The sequence below is a fragment of the Butyrivibrio sp. AE2005 genome (assembly GCF_000686965.1).
GTDB lineage: Bacteria > Bacillota > Clostridia > Lachnospirales > Lachnospiraceae > Butyrivibrio > Butyrivibrio hungatei_A.
Genome location: NZ_JMMD01000001.1, coordinates 1 through 13,932, shown reverse-complemented (window position 1 = coordinate 13,932; position 13,932 = coordinate 1). Strand labels below are relative to the sequence as shown.

Annotated in this window: 13 protein-coding genes and 1 pseudogene; 4 read left to right on the top strand and 10 right to left on the bottom strand. The window is 39.6% G+C overall.

Going from position 1 to position 13,932, the window contains the following annotated elements:
- Positions 1-29 precede the first annotated feature (29 nt).
- The 6 genes from gtfA to DL92_RS0100045 all read right to left on the bottom strand — a co-directional run bounded on the left by gtfA (position 30) and on the right by DL92_RS0100045 (position 6,208).
- Positions 30-1,445 (bottom strand): sucrose phosphorylase, encoded by a 1,416-nt coding sequence (gtfA, locus tag DL92_RS0100070; RefSeq protein ID WP_026655289.1) that lies wholly within the window; start codon positions 1,443-1,445, stop codon positions 30-32.
- A 21-nt stretch (positions 1,446-1,466) separates the two neighbouring features.
- Positions 1,467-2,321: a carbohydrate ABC transporter permease gene (locus tag DL92_RS0100065; RefSeq protein ID WP_026655291.1), complete on the bottom strand. Its 855-nt coding sequence runs from the start codon at positions 2,319-2,321 to the stop codon at positions 1,467-1,469.
- Positions 2,321-3,199, bottom strand: a complete 879-nt coding sequence (locus DL92_RS0100060; protein WP_026655292.1) for a carbohydrate ABC transporter permease — start codon at positions 3,197-3,199, stop codon at positions 2,321-2,323. Before DL92_RS0100060 ends, DL92_RS0100065 begins: the two co-directional genes overlap by 1 nt.
- A gap of 128 nt (positions 3,200-3,327) precedes the next feature.
- Complete coding sequence (locus DL92_RS0100055; RefSeq protein WP_026655293.1) at positions 3,328-4,650, bottom strand: ABC transporter substrate-binding protein; 1,323 nt, start codon at positions 4,648-4,650, stop codon at positions 3,328-3,330.
- Between the two features lie 265 nt (positions 4,651-4,915).
- The gene (locus DL92_RS17740) at positions 4,916-5,917 is read right to left on the bottom strand and encodes an N-acetylmuramoyl-L-alanine amidase (protein ID WP_242838930.1); all 1,002 of its coding nucleotides are present in this window, start codon (positions 5,915-5,917) and stop codon (positions 4,916-4,918) included.
- Positions 5,918-6,019: 102 nt separating this feature from the next.
- The gene (locus DL92_RS0100045) at positions 6,020-6,208 is read right to left on the bottom strand and encodes a holin (RefSeq protein ID WP_330365379.1); all 189 of its coding nucleotides are present in this window, start codon (positions 6,206-6,208) and stop codon (positions 6,020-6,022) included.
- A gap of 489 nt (positions 6,209-6,697) precedes the next feature.
- Between DL92_RS0100045 and DL92_RS0100040 the strand changes: the two genes are divergently transcribed.
- A complete protein-coding gene (locus DL92_RS0100040; RefSeq protein ID WP_026655295.1) occupies positions 6,698-7,030 on the top strand; it encodes a helix-turn-helix domain-containing protein in 333 nt (110 codons plus the stop codon).
- Positions 7,031-7,174: 144 nt separating this feature from the next.
- Here DL92_RS0100040 and DL92_RS0100035 read toward each other — a convergent pair whose 3' ends face one another.
- Together DL92_RS0100035 and DL92_RS17735 are read right to left on the bottom strand one after the other, a co-directional pair.
- Positions 7,175-7,441 (bottom strand): hypothetical protein, encoded by a 267-nt coding sequence (locus tag DL92_RS0100035; protein WP_026666542.1) that lies wholly within the window; start codon positions 7,439-7,441, stop codon positions 7,175-7,177.
- Positions 7,442-7,643: 202 nt separating this feature from the next.
- On the bottom strand, positions 7,644-8,309 hold the full coding sequence (locus DL92_RS17735; RefSeq protein ID WP_051594108.1) for a hypothetical protein: 666 nt from the start codon (positions 8,307-8,309) through the stop codon (positions 7,644-7,646).
- A gap of 350 nt (positions 8,310-8,659) precedes the next feature.
- Here DL92_RS17735 and DL92_RS0100025 point away from each other — a divergent pair, with 350 nt between their 5' ends.
- Positions 8,660-9,829: an IS110 family RNA-guided transposase gene (locus tag DL92_RS0100025; RefSeq protein ID WP_026655297.1), complete on the top strand. Its 1,170-nt coding sequence runs from the start codon at positions 8,660-8,662 to the stop codon at positions 9,827-9,829.
- 628 nt (positions 9,830-10,457) lie between these two features.
- Here the strand turns inward: DL92_RS0100025 and DL92_RS0100020 are convergent.
- Positions 10,458-11,426 (bottom strand): alpha/beta fold hydrolase, encoded by a 969-nt coding sequence (locus DL92_RS0100020; protein WP_026512991.1) that lies wholly within the window; start codon positions 11,424-11,426, stop codon positions 10,458-10,460.
- Positions 11,427-11,882: 456 nt separating this feature from the next.
- Here DL92_RS0100020 and DL92_RS21390 point away from each other — a divergent pair, with 456 nt between their 5' ends.
- Both DL92_RS21390 and DL92_RS21385 read left to right on the top strand, forming a co-directional pair.
- A complete protein-coding gene (locus DL92_RS21390; RefSeq protein WP_051594109.1) occupies positions 11,883-12,395 on the top strand; it encodes a hypothetical protein in 513 nt (170 codons plus the stop codon).
- A gap of 3 nt (positions 12,396-12,398) precedes the next feature.
- Entirely contained in the window at positions 12,399-13,196 is a 798-nt protein-coding gene (locus tag DL92_RS21385; RefSeq protein ID WP_218141017.1) for an IS4 family transposase, read from the top strand.
- A gap of 455 nt (positions 13,197-13,651) precedes the next feature.
- On the opposite strand, the pseudogene DL92_RS0100005 reads toward DL92_RS21385, so the two are convergent.
- Positions 13,652-13,932: pseudogene (locus DL92_RS0100005) on the bottom strand (group II intron reverse transcriptase/maturase); the annotation flags it as partial.

Below are 13,932 nucleotides of genomic sequence, written 5' to 3'. Positions count from 1 at the left end.
CTCCGATGCCTCTTCCTACCACGCACTTCTTACGAATGCTCGATAGTAAACTTCTTAGTCTTTAAATTTGCTTTAAGCCGTGCAAAATCGTCGCCGTTTTTCCTAAGAATAACAAGTTCCTCATCGCCGCAATCTTCAAGAATAAACTCTCCGTCAAATGCAGGATGCTCATTTCTGAACTTCATAAGCTTAAGAAGCTCTTTTACGACAGGTCTTTCGACTTCTTTTTCTATCTCGTCAAGCTTGTAATAATGACGATTTATATTTCTTCCGACTTTGGTCTCTTCAAGAAGTTTAAGGTCGTTCTTTCCCGCAAGGAGTCCCACATAATATACCTGCGGAATTCCGGGAGCAAAAAACTGAACCGCTCTTGCCAGAAGGTAAGCATCGTCGTCATCGCCAAGTGCCGAGTAATAGCTGCAGTTGACCTGATAAATATCAAGATTGTTATATGCAGCCGTATTGTAAATCTTCTTTACATTGGCTCCGTATTTAAAGATGTCCTCTTTTGTCCTCTCAATCTCATCATCGGGAAGGAGGTCTTTTACATCGACAACACCGATTCCGTCGTGAGTATCAAGCGTTGTGAACTGCTTCCTCGGACAAATGTTAAGCCAATTCTTCAAATACGTAGACTGTCCATAGTATAACGCATTTATTAGTAGCATTGGAAGCGCAAAATCATAAACATAGTAGTCATGGCTTTCAATTTTCTGCTGCATCGTGTAGTGCTCGTGTATCTCAGGAAGGAGCTTAACACCGTACGGCTCTACTATTTTCTGGCATCCGTCCATAAGTTCCCAAACTTCCGGCTCTATGAAAAAGCATGAACTTCCTGCTTTTTTTGTCGCATAAGCAAACGCATCAAGTCGAATGATCGAGAGTCCGTGCTTACAGAGATTTACAAGATTATCCTTGATAAACTCTTTTGCCGTATCCGATTTGCAGTTGATATCGATCTGCTGCTCATCAAAGGTGCACCATACTTTCTCAGTGCTTCCGTCAGCGAACACCGCATCCACATAGGGAGCTCTGGGCTTTCTCTTGTAGATAACATCCACTTCTTCCTGTGTAGGCTCTCCGTTCTCCCAAAAATCCTTATAGCGAATGAAAAGATCTCTGTATTTCGAATCATCTTTTTTCTGAAGAAAATCTTTGTAATACTCACTCTGCGCCGAAATGTGATTGATCATGTAATCGGCCATGAGATAATACTGTTCCGACAACTTTTCTATATCGTCCCAGTCTCCAAACGTCTTGTCTACAACGTGGTAATCCATAGGAGCAAATCCTCTGTCTCCCGAAGATGGGAAAAAAGGAAGTATATGTATACCGCCTACTGCATCCTTAAAGTACTTGTCCATTACAAACGCTAGATCTTTGAGATTATTCCCCATGCTGTCTGCGTATGTGATCAACATACATTTGTTTTCTAGCTTTTTCATAACATAAAACCTTTCATATAATTATTTAACAGCTCCTGCTGTGATTCCCTCAACAATGTATCTTTGAAGGAAAAGATATAACAACAATATCGGAAGCATCGCAAGCAAAAGTGCAGCCATGATCAGACCCGTGTCTGTCGAATATGTGCCGTAGAAAACTTTTGTCGCGATAGGGATCGTATACAGCTCTTTTCTTCCAAGTACAAGACTGGGCAAAAGATAATCATTCCAAAATGCCATTGCATCAATAATAGCCACCGTTGCTATAGTTGGCTTAAGTATAGGAAATACGATTCTTGAAAAGATCTGCCATTTATTACATCCGTCTATTGTAGCCGCCTCTTCAAGCGAACACGGAACATTTGTATTAATACTTCCATGGAACATGAATGTAGCCATTGAAAGCGAGAATCCGATGTGCATGAATATCAATGTGATCCTGTGATTCAGAATGCCGAGTATTCCGCCGTAAAGTGAAACAAGCGGGATCATGAGTACCTGAAAAGGAATTACCATTGATGCGATCATAAGAACGAACAATATCTTATTTGCTTTCCAGTTATTTCTTACTATAAGGTAAGCGGTCATGGATGAAAGCGCGATTGTTCCTACAGTTGAGCACACTGTCACTATAAAGGAGTTAGCGAATGAATTAAAGAATTTCATTTTTTCAATCGCTTTGGGGAAGTTCTCAATCGTAAATCCGTGCTTTCCTACCAATGCAAGCGGATTGCCCGTAATATCTGATTTTACCTTAAAAACATTTATTATTACCATTATGAAAGGGAAAATAAATACTACAAACATAACCGCAAGGATAGCGATCATAATGGCATGCTTTATTATTTTATTGCGTCTTGCTTTTTCATTTTCCATTATGCCTGTACCTCCCCTTTCTTACCTACGTATACTTGAATTCCACCGATCACCGCGCAGATCACAAACAAGATAAGTGCCTCTGCCTGGCCGGTTCCATAGTTCTTGTTTACGAAAGCCTGATTGTAAACGTGCATTGCTGCAAGCGCTGAACTTCCATAAGGATCACCGTTAGTCAACGAAAGGTTGACGTCATATACCATGAAACATCTTGTGATTGTAAGGAAAAGACACTGTACAAATGATGCCGTCATAAGTGGAATTGATATATGAATGATAGACTGTCTGCCTGTACAGCCATCAATTTTAGCCGCTTCAATAACATCTTCCGATACGCTCATAAAACCTGCGACATAAATAAGCATCATGTAGCCGGCATACTGCCATACCGAAACAATAATAAGTGCTGCGATTGCTCCGCTCTCCGTAGCAAGGAGTGACTTAGCTCTTCCGTCTGATATATAGCCCATAAGCTCTACCAGCGCTTTATTAAATACAAATTTCCAAACATAACCAAGTACGATACCACCGATAAGATTCGGTACAAAGAATCCGGCTCTGAAAAAATTCTGGCCTTTGATTCCGCTCGTAACCATATATGCAATGATAAATGCAACAGCATTTACAAGTACAACAGCTATTGCCGAATAGATAAACGTACGTCCGAGAGATGTCCAATATCCCCCATCCGAAAATGCATTAAGATAATTTTCCATGCCTACAAAAGGCTTATTTCTGGATACCCCGTTCCAGCTCGTAAATGTAAGATACAGTCCATAAATAAAAGGTATTATCACAACACTGCAAAATATTACCGTTGTTAATCCAGCAAAGATCAAATACTGTTTTAATTTATAGCCCAGTGTATTAGTTTTCATATGCCTCACCTTTCAAAATACCCGTGCACTAAACACTTAAATCTCTTTTCTTTTTTATCAGGGCTTCTTGATGATCGAAGCCCTGATATAATGTCTTTTTACAATCAGATTGATTATTGAGTAAATTATCAGTGCTCAATAGGTGTTGCAGACTTGAAATACTCAGTTACCGCATCAGCAAGTGCTGCTCTGTCCATTGACTCATCAAGGTATTTCTGCATGATCTCCTGTCCTACTACCGTCATATGATCGTCGGGAAGGTAATTGTATGTAGGAATCATATTTCCTGCATCTGCATATGTCTTTACAGAAAGAGAAAATGGATCGAGCTTATCGGCTTTGATATTTTCAAAAGCAGGAACAAGCGCACACTTTTCTGTAAGGAAAGCATTTCCGTCAGCATCGTTTACAAGCCAGTTAAGGAAGTCAAGCGCAGCCTGTCTCTGCTCATCTGAAGTATCTGATGAACTGTCAACAAAGAAATACTTGGTTGCACCGCCGACAATCTTAAAGTTGCTTGTATCTGTAGTATTCTGCGGAACAGGCATCATTCCGAGGTGCTCTGTGTAATCATACTGGTTGATAACTGACCAATCCCAGTTTCCTCCGAACATGAAAGCGATCTGTCCTTCTGCAAGCATCATTGATGTCTCTTCACGATCTGCGTTAGAAGCAGAACCTTTTGCATAGTTATATTTAATAAGCGTATCAAATGAATCCATTAAGGAATTGAATTTCTCATTATCCGAAAGCTTACCCGATCCATCAAGAAGGCTCTTTACAAATGCATCCGGATCCTGCTGCTCTTCATATACCATAGGGAACCAGTGTGCACCGAGTGACCAATACTCTGAAAGAATTCCTACAGGCTTCTCCATTCCGCCCTGTACAAGCTTATCAAGTAACTTCTGGAAATCTTCAAGCTTAGCAACCGATGTAGGATCGAACGTTTCTCCCGTGATCTTTTCAATCGCATCTGCGTTATAAAGAATACCTCTTGCCTCTACACAGAAAGGAAATCCTACAACTTTTCCGTTAACCGTGATTCCAAGCTTTGTTTTCTTTGCCCAGTCCTCATTTGAAAGATCGTAAGCATACTCATTTGCTACTGCATATATATCTTTCGGATCCACCATTGAAAGTGTATAAGGATCGTGTGATGCATACTTTGTTGCAATCTGTGAAGCAACTGTTGTATCCGTATCGGCATTGTATACTTCAACATGCACACCTGTCTTCTCTTCATACTCTTTTGCCATATCCTCGAACTGTGTCTGAATCTCTGTTTTAGAATTTAAAATTGAGATAGCCGATCCCCCTCCATTGCTGCTATCTGCAACCTGCTCTCCGGCAGTCTGAGCAACAGGCTCTTCCGGATTCTGTGTACTGCATGCAACCATTGATAATGCCAATGCTGCACCAACTACTAATGAAACTATTTTCCTTCTCATCTTAAATAACCCCTCCTTTTAAAGGTCTTTGTTTATTGTAAACAGATATTACCACGTGACGTTTATTTATGTCAATCGGTTGACATACGTTTTTATCAAAAAATTATCCATTTCGTGAATTAATTACGATATATCAATATGGTTTTTGTATATCTTGCACAAGTAATTGTCTTTTACACAAGACCGGCTATGTTATACGTTTGACATATAATTGCGGCAATAAAGAGCTTTTGCCTTAGGTTAACCAAGCCAAAAGCTCTTTTCTTCAAGGATTCCAGATAATCTCATTTACTCTCTGCTGTACAGCATTGTAATCATATCCCGCTTCGGTAAGACGCATCTTCCTTTCTTCGCCGTTGCCCCATTTTCCATTCACTACTTCTCTTGCGATCTCATCAATGGATTTCCTTTCATAGCTTTCCGAGATCAAACGGTCAAGGACTGTGCAATATGCCTTCTCTTCAAGATAGATCCAACCTGTTCCGTTTCTAAGCTTTCCCCATCCGTTCTGTACTTCAACAACCGTAAATACACCTCTGCCTGTCTGTCCTTTGATCGCACCTCCAAAATTCGGATTTGCACGGATGTTCAGATTATCTATAAGAACTTTTACAGAAAAAGGTACGGGCGGATAAGTGCCCGCCGGTCCGGCATAAGGATATGCCTCTTCTGTGCTTCCCTTTGGAAAGTCCGCAACACCTTTGTCCAAAAGTTCTTTTACCGCTTTTCTGAATCCGTCCATCGTATAGCCGGTTTCAAGCTGATTCCATAAGTGCTCGGGGTCACTGTGGTTGGAAGCTATTCCTCTGATATGTCCCTCATTGTGAGAAACAATCACTCCGTCTCCAAGAGGATCAAGGTTAAATAATTTGCAGAGCATCGCGAACAGTTTGACTGCCGCTTCATATGTTCTTTTTACCGATTTGCGTGCCTCAGGTATGTTTGAGCAGGTAAAGGTCGCTCCGCTTGTATAATTAAGGCTTGCAGGCTCACACATCTCAACTCCGATATGTGTATTGTTTGCCGCTCCGCCTGCGTGCCATCCTCTGTGGTTCCAAGGAAGCGTCTGATACACTGTTCCGTCGTTTCCGTCTATGAAGCCATGAACGCATGAGCTGTCATGTGAAGGTGTGTTCCAGCTATTGATAAATGCCATTGCTCGGGGCTGTGCGCATCCGACAGAATGGAGCATAAGGCCTTTCACGGTTATTTTTCTTCCCTCTGTGTAGCAGGGGTTCTGAGTCATTATACTTTCTACAAAATTCATAATTTTTCTCCTTTTCTTTTTGTACTTTGTTTTTTGGTTTCTGTGTTTTGTTTTTTGTGTTCTGTTTTCATTGTTGAAGGAAGCGCCGAGCCGGCGCCTTCCTTATTTCTTCAGTTCCGGAATCCCGGAAATACTCATCAGCAGGGAAAGTATTCCTGCCAATGATGCCGCACTTGCAACCATCACCCAATTAACGTCTCCCAGAAACTCCGAAGTTCCTATCGTGGCAATGGCTGTCTGTGCCACCGTCTTCACAGCTCTTATTCCTGCTGCTTCAAGCCAGTTCTTCATAAGCATTCTCCTTTCCTGTGCGTAGATTTTATAGAACAAAAGTTAATTTGTTTTATCCTTGCTTATACATTTGGTAAGTCAATGGATAAAAAAATTTACGCACATGGTGCACGTGCCAGTCCTAATAACAGCATATTTGCGTGTTCTGACATTTTCATCTCACCTCCGTTCGTTTTAGCTTGATCTAATCATATATCACGTTTGGAAAGTTGTCAACACATTAATTTACCGTTTGTTTATGCCGTGATTCTGATAAAATAATCAAACACTGCTATTTTACTGCGTTTTACGGATTTTATACTTACCGAAAATTATTTTAATTTGACGTTTTGGATGAATTGAATTATACTTTTGGTAAGTTTCTGAAATTATTCCATATATGAATAAAGAGAATGTATATTAGCCGGTTAAGATGTTTTATCTTAAAAAAGCGGCATTACACTTTCATTTATCCAAGATAATATATCAAATTAGAAATGAGGATATCCTATGAACAACACATTAGGAGGAAGAATAGCTGAATTACTTTCTCAGCTTAATATGACTCAGCGTGAACTCGCTGAAAAAGTCGACGTCACCGAAGTCTCAATGTCTCGATATATAAAGGGCGACCGTGTTCCGAAAGGGCCCGTTATAGCCAATATCGCCACTGCCCTTCACACTACTACCGACTATCTGTTAAACGGGAACTCCTCAGAAAGCGGAGATTTCGAATCTGAATATTATATGATTCATAGACTTATTGCAAAAAATGCCTCCAAGATGACATCCAAGCAAAGGCGCGAGCTCATTAACGCCCTGCTTGAGTCTGAAGATGAATAAAGGCATTCGATTATATATTCCATTTTGATAGAAAATAGTGTTCAGACATACCCACATGTGATATGTATCTTCCTTTCCGCCATTCTACTTGGTAGATAAGGTACTTACCACATATTAAAATATGTCTTTGCACTTTTTTACCATCTATCCGATTATTTTCTCACGAAGCGCTATCCCCTCTACAACTCCGTGCAGATATGCTTCCGATGCAAGCTTACCGTCTGCAACGGTTATGGCATCTACTATTTCATTAAACTGCAGTTGCCGGTTCACATCCAGCATTGCTCGAAATGTTATGATCAAATCATTTATCTCATCACGTTCCTTCTTGTATTCTTCTGTCTGAACAAATAACTGCATAGAGTCTTCAAACGCATCCTTGATACATTCCTCAATTTCCACTGTTTTCATACCTCCAAAGTCAAAGCCAATGTTGCATAGATTGATGTATGGTAGCGAATCTATGATTATTATATCGAACACGTGTTCACATGTCAATTTATTAATTGTCCTTATCTGCAATCTTGTCCAATCCCCTCAGGATAACAGCAATAGTCATTTTTTACTCAGTATTGTTTCATTCCTCCTGAAGCGTTTATGTTCTCATTAGGTATCACAAATATTTTTTTATCATCGCATCTATCGTATTGTCGCTTAATACATAGTTTACGGTTTCAAATGTAACAATCAGCCTATCTCCCGGCACTATTCCATTTCTTATATATGTATCTATCTTCCTGACCGCTGTTTCCGCGTATTGAGGATCGTCCATTCGTCCATCATGTTCCCAATACACTTCTTTTCCGGTTCTCCTACTAATAATTGTAAAGTCAGGAAATATGATTCCATATCCTTTTAGCTCAAGCGGACACTCATACTTATATTCTATCCCGCGTTCAAAGAATGTATCCGCTATTATTTTTTCACTCTTCGACCTGACTCTCTCGCCTTTCCTTGTACATATCTCCGGTGAATCCTCAGAAAAACTTTTCCCGTTATATTCTATTTCTTTCCACTCAGATATCCTCTGTTCAAACGGAATCTCATACGCTCTGACTAATTTCTTTCTCGTAGGATTCATGCATGCATATATTTTTTCAATTTCATGATCATCATAATCCGCATTTATTTTTTGTATCTGCTTAAGTCTCAGATCAACAAGTCTTTTTACCTTTTTGTCATATCCTTTCTGCGCAAGAGCTTTGATAAATTCGGTATTTTCCTTTTTTATATAGTTTCCCTGATATATTGATTTCTTGTTTTCATCAGTACAATGCATGTATTGAACAAGCTTCCCCGACGATGAAATCCTAAGTCGCCCCTCTGGTGCCTCATCCAGCTGCTTATCAACTACAGCCTTTATTCTCAGAAGCCGTTCCTCCTCGTATTATATAGTCATATCCATTCTTTACCTTCTCTATAGGTATAGGATATGCTGTTGAAGATGCTGTGGATTGGTTCGTTCCTCCTACCGCATAGACGGTTTCAAAAAGGCTCCAACCACAGCCTCTTTGTCACAATGTTAATCAGTTAGATACCGCATGACGGTTTATGTAGAACGAGGTTACATCGGCAGAGAGCCCTGTGGATCCAATACAGCGTCAAATACTTTTAAGGAGGATCACATGTATGATCTACGTTGGTATCGATGTTGCAAAGGATAAGCATGATTGCTGCATCCTGGGATCAGAAGCCGATAATCTCTATCCGGTGTTTACTATCCCGAATAACAAGACAGGCTTTGATGAGTTGTATGAAAAGATTTTCTCAGTGACTGATGATAGGACCGAAATAAAAGTAGGTCTTGAAGCTACCGGTCACTACTCACTCAATCTTCTCGGATCGCTCATTGATAAAGGTCTACCCACCTGTGTTATCAACCCGCTACACACAAATCTTTACAGAAAAGGTTTAAGCCTTAGAAAGACGAAAACGGATAAAGTCGATGCCGGTTCGATTGCTATGATGTTAATGACTGATAAGACTCTCAAGCCCTACTCAGACACATCATATCACAGCGAAGAACTCAAGTCATTAACCCGCTACCGTTTTGACAAGGTTCAAGAGCGAGCCAAGCTTAAATCGTCTGTGGCTCGGCTTATTAATATCCTGTTTCCGGAACTGGAAAAGCTCGTTCCTAATCTTCATATGGCTTCTGTGTACGCCTTACTTTCTGAGTTTCCCGGTGCTTCTTACATTGCTGAAAGTCACCTTACACATCTAAGAAATGTCCTTGAAACAGCTTCTAAGGGACGCTACGGACGAAATATGGCTGTCACCATAAGAGATGCTGCAAAGGATTCAATCGGTTCTGTTATGCCGGCAAAATCAATGGAGTTGAAGCACACCATCCATCTGATCGAGGTGATGACGGATGAGATTGATGAAATCGAAGCTTCAATCAAATCCATTATGGATACTTGCGACTCTCCGATTATGACAATCCCTGGTATTAGCTACCGTATGGGAGCCATGATTCTTGCAGAGATTGGCGATTTCAACCGCTTCAGCAATGCCGATCAGATACTTGCATTTGCAGGGTTATCGCCATCTACATACCAATCAGGACAACTTGATTCTTGCTTTTCCCACATGGAAAAACGGGGCTCTCGTTACCTACGGTATGCTTTGTTCAATGCCACAAAATATGTCTGCCACTGGGATGAGAGTTTCGGCGCTTACCTCTCTAAAAAGATAAGTGAAGGCAAGCACTACAATGTTGCTATCGGTCATGCGGCGAAAAAGCTGATACGCACCATCTATCGGATGGAACTTACAGGCGAAGCCTACCGAAAATAAAGAGTCTTTAACTTACATCCTTTTCTTAGAGCACCTGTTCAGATGCTCTGTTTGTCATGCAGTTTTCAAGGTACTGATTGAGGCTTAATCCTGCCTCCAGGCTATCTAAAACACTTAACGATGTTTTATTCAAAAATCTTCATTTTCTTGTTGACTTTTAATAGTTAGTCTCTTTATTTAGTAGCTCTTTTAATCCGTACATTTACTTCTCCTTCTTTTATCTTTGCTTAGTGGTAGTGATTTCAGATAATAAAAGCTTTTTAATGTGTTTTGGTTTCATATGTGACCTCCTTGCAATCAAGTTTTCCTTAATTACAAGGGCCGCTTTCGCTACCTTTAAAACATCAGTAGCGAAAGCGGCCACACATTTACGATAATCTGTCAATACCTTTTAAGAAAAAAAGACCCCTATGTCATTTCTGACATAGAGATCTTTTGGGCTGTCATCTTAACTTAATGACATTGATTTTCTATCGGCTAGCCTTTTTCATTCTTGTTTCCACTCAACTGATATAAAAAATCATACTAAAAACCGACTAAAAAGAAGTTTTTAGTATGTACACAGGCTTTAGCTTGTGCTAAGCAAAATTCACTTTTGACACTCACATCATTATATAGGGTGATTATATCAATTAATTTCCTTAATAAAATTAACCAGGATATCTGAGCATTTCTCAGGTTTATCCAGATATATTTCATGCCATCCAGGGCACTCTACCATCTGACAATTTCCTAGCTTTTCCATATATGTTGCTTTTATATCAGGATTTTCACTTTCTACTCCATATGTTGTGGCCGCAACATATACTTTAGGTATTTCATTCGTTTTTAAGGTGTCCCAAGTCTTTCTAATGTTGTCTCCAAATAGCTTTTCTTCTGAGTTACAGGCATTTGAACCCATAGTCTTAGATAATACTCTCCAGGCTATATCTCTATGCTTTTCATCCAAGATAGCAAAAGTACTGTCGTCATCATCCTCATTACAGATAGGCTTAATCAGAGCGTTGATTAGACCAAATTTACCAGCTGTATGCATCCAACCAGGGAAGAAGTCCCAAGCACTGTACTGGTCCTCTTCAATCGGATAAACTGGTACGCCATCAAAAATTGCGACACCTTCTATTTCATCAGGATATTTGCTTTCCCAATAAGTAGAATATATACCGCCTAAGGAATGGCCTATAAGAACATATGGAGGCTTCACGCCGGCATTTTTAAGAGCCTTGCGATAGTCCTCAACAACATATTCAACTGTCATATCGTTTTTAGTGTCGTCACTCAAGCCATATCCAGCCCTGTCGATGAAATACAATTCATTATTCTTTTCAATTTCTTTTGTCATTTCTCGCCAGGCTATGACAGCTTCACCATCAATAAATCCCGATAAGCAAACTATTCTATGATTACCATTTTCTTTTCCACACTGATACACATTAAGCGAATAATCACCCACTGAAACTCGATTTTCATAGCCTTCTGTTCTAAGCTGCTTAAGAGCTCCATGCATATTCAAATGCTGATAAACAGCAAATATAGTAATAAACAGGACAATCCCTGCCAAAATAACACCTGTGACACGGCCTATTATCTTCTTCATCTTTCTCTCCCCTATTAATAAAACATATTCCGATTTCTATACTCGACTGCCATAGTATGTCTGACGTAGTATGTTATATCATAGGATTTCTTCCCTGTCAAGGATTCAACAAGATAGAGTTTCGCTATGCGAAACTCCCGCAGTGCGAGCCTGCAATTGCTGAAAGCAATTAAGTACATATGCAGGCGAGACACATCTTACAAGCGCAGCTTGTTTTTTATGTAATAGGAGATTCCAGAGGAATTTCCTATTACATAAAAAAGGCTAGCCACGGCTCAATGTCATTAAGTTAAAATAACAAACATAGATTCCTATATCAGAAATGGTATAGGGGTCTTTTTTTTAACACTTGACACGAGCGACAAAATGTGCGGCCGCTTTCGCTACTGATCGAATAGAGAGGTAGCGAAAGCGGCCCTTGTAATTAGCAAGAGTTAATTGCAAGGAGGTGCTTATATGAAACCAAAACACATTAAAAAGCTATTAATGTCGGAAATTGAAACTGTTGCAAATGCTTCTGATAAGTATTGTTCAAATCCAGGGCGTGATTTTTCACGAGAACGAAAACTCTCTTTAAAAAAAGTCGTGGAAAGTATTATCGGAATGGGTAGCAAGGGACTTACAAATGAGTTGATTGACATCTTTAATAATGACCCTGAAATGCCCTCCGCCTCTGCTTTTGTCCAACAACGGAGCAAAATCAAGCCTGAAGCCTTCAGGGATATATTGGCAGGGTTCACAGAAAAGATAACCGAGCAATCTTGCCAATTAAGATTATTGGCAGTAGATGGTTCTGATATTCAAATCGCAACTAATCCAGATGATGAAGATACCTATTTTCCAGGGGCAAATGGTCAGAAGCCTTACAACCTAATTCATTTAAACGCCCTTTATGATCTTGAACAACATATTTATGTTGATTCAAGAATACAAGGGCGTATGAGTGGGAATGAACATATGGCATTGTAAGAAATGGTTGATAAATCAGACATACAGAAGGCCTTAGTCATCGCAGACAGGGGATATGAATCTTATAACAACATGGCTCATATACAGGAAAAAGGATGGTTCTTTTTGATACGTGTAAAAGATGGAAAAGCTGGCATAAAGGACGGATTGCTACTCCCTGAAGAGAATGAATTTGATGTTGATATTTGCTTGAAGCTTGTACGAAAACAAACCAATGAAATAAAGGAACTTATGAAAGATAAAAATAAATATCGATTTATCCCCCATAACGCAAGTTTCGATTATTTACCGGAGAAAACAAGAAAAGCAGATCCTGTTATATTTTATGAATTAAAGTTCAGGGTGGTCCGTTTTGAAATAGGAACTGAGAGTTACGAAACAGTACTCACGAACCTTGACAAAGACGCGTATCCAGCGACAGAGTTAAAGCGACTATACGCTGCCCGTTGGGGAATTGAAACATCTTTCCGAGATTTAAAGTATACATTAGGGATGCTTGATTTTCATTCAAAAAAGGTGATGTGCATCCATCAAGAAATCTATGCACATCTGATTATGTATAACTTTTCTGAAATGATTACCTCGCATGTAGTCATTGCTAAAAAACAAAGAAAGCATACATATAAAGCAAACTTCTCAGTTGCCGTCCATATGTGCAGACTCTTCTTCTATGAAAGAGCATCACCACCCAATCTGGAAACCATAATTGCAAGAAATCTTATACCGATACGGCCAGAACGACATCGCACTCGAAATCTGACTACAAAGATTTTTCATGGTTTCTTGTATAGAGTAGCATAATTATACTTAATTGAATACTTTTTGCGGCAGACTTTCGTCTGTCTTGTTGTGATGCTCAGAAATAAAAAAAGAACGATTGAAGATATAAATACCTCAATCGCTCTTGTTGATTCTTTGGTTAATCCCTTAATTGGTCAATGTTAACTTAATGACATTGAGCAGTGCCTCTACCACTTTTTTCTATAGATAACAGCAAAATACCTCTGCTCATAATGAAAGCATTGTAAATATGAGCAGTAATCATCCTCAAAAAGCAAATGCCTATTTCAAAATAGTTGGGAATATAAGCAGTGAAAAGACTCTAAACGTCACTGACTATATTGTGAAAATAGAATTTATAGCAGTTTTTCAGACTAAAAACCGCTTCGAACATTATATACCTAAATCGAGTAGAAGGCGGTGACTAACCGCCGTCCTCTCACAGCACCGTACGTACCGTTCGGTATACGGCGCTTTCAATAGTTGACGTGCACAGACTGATAGGCTGTGGCTAAATCAAAGAAGCCACTGTTTATCAGTCTTTCTTTATTTAACGCCCAAATCACAGCCTTATTGTTACTAACGTACCAATACTTCCTGCGACTGTTCGCAATAGTTGCCGCATAGTGTTCTGGAATTCCGAGCTTTACGAGATTTCTAAATTTAGTCCTCGGTAGTTTCCATTGCTTCCATATACACATGCGAATTCTGTGATAGAGCCATCCGTTGATGTCATCTATGTTGTTCTTCATACTGG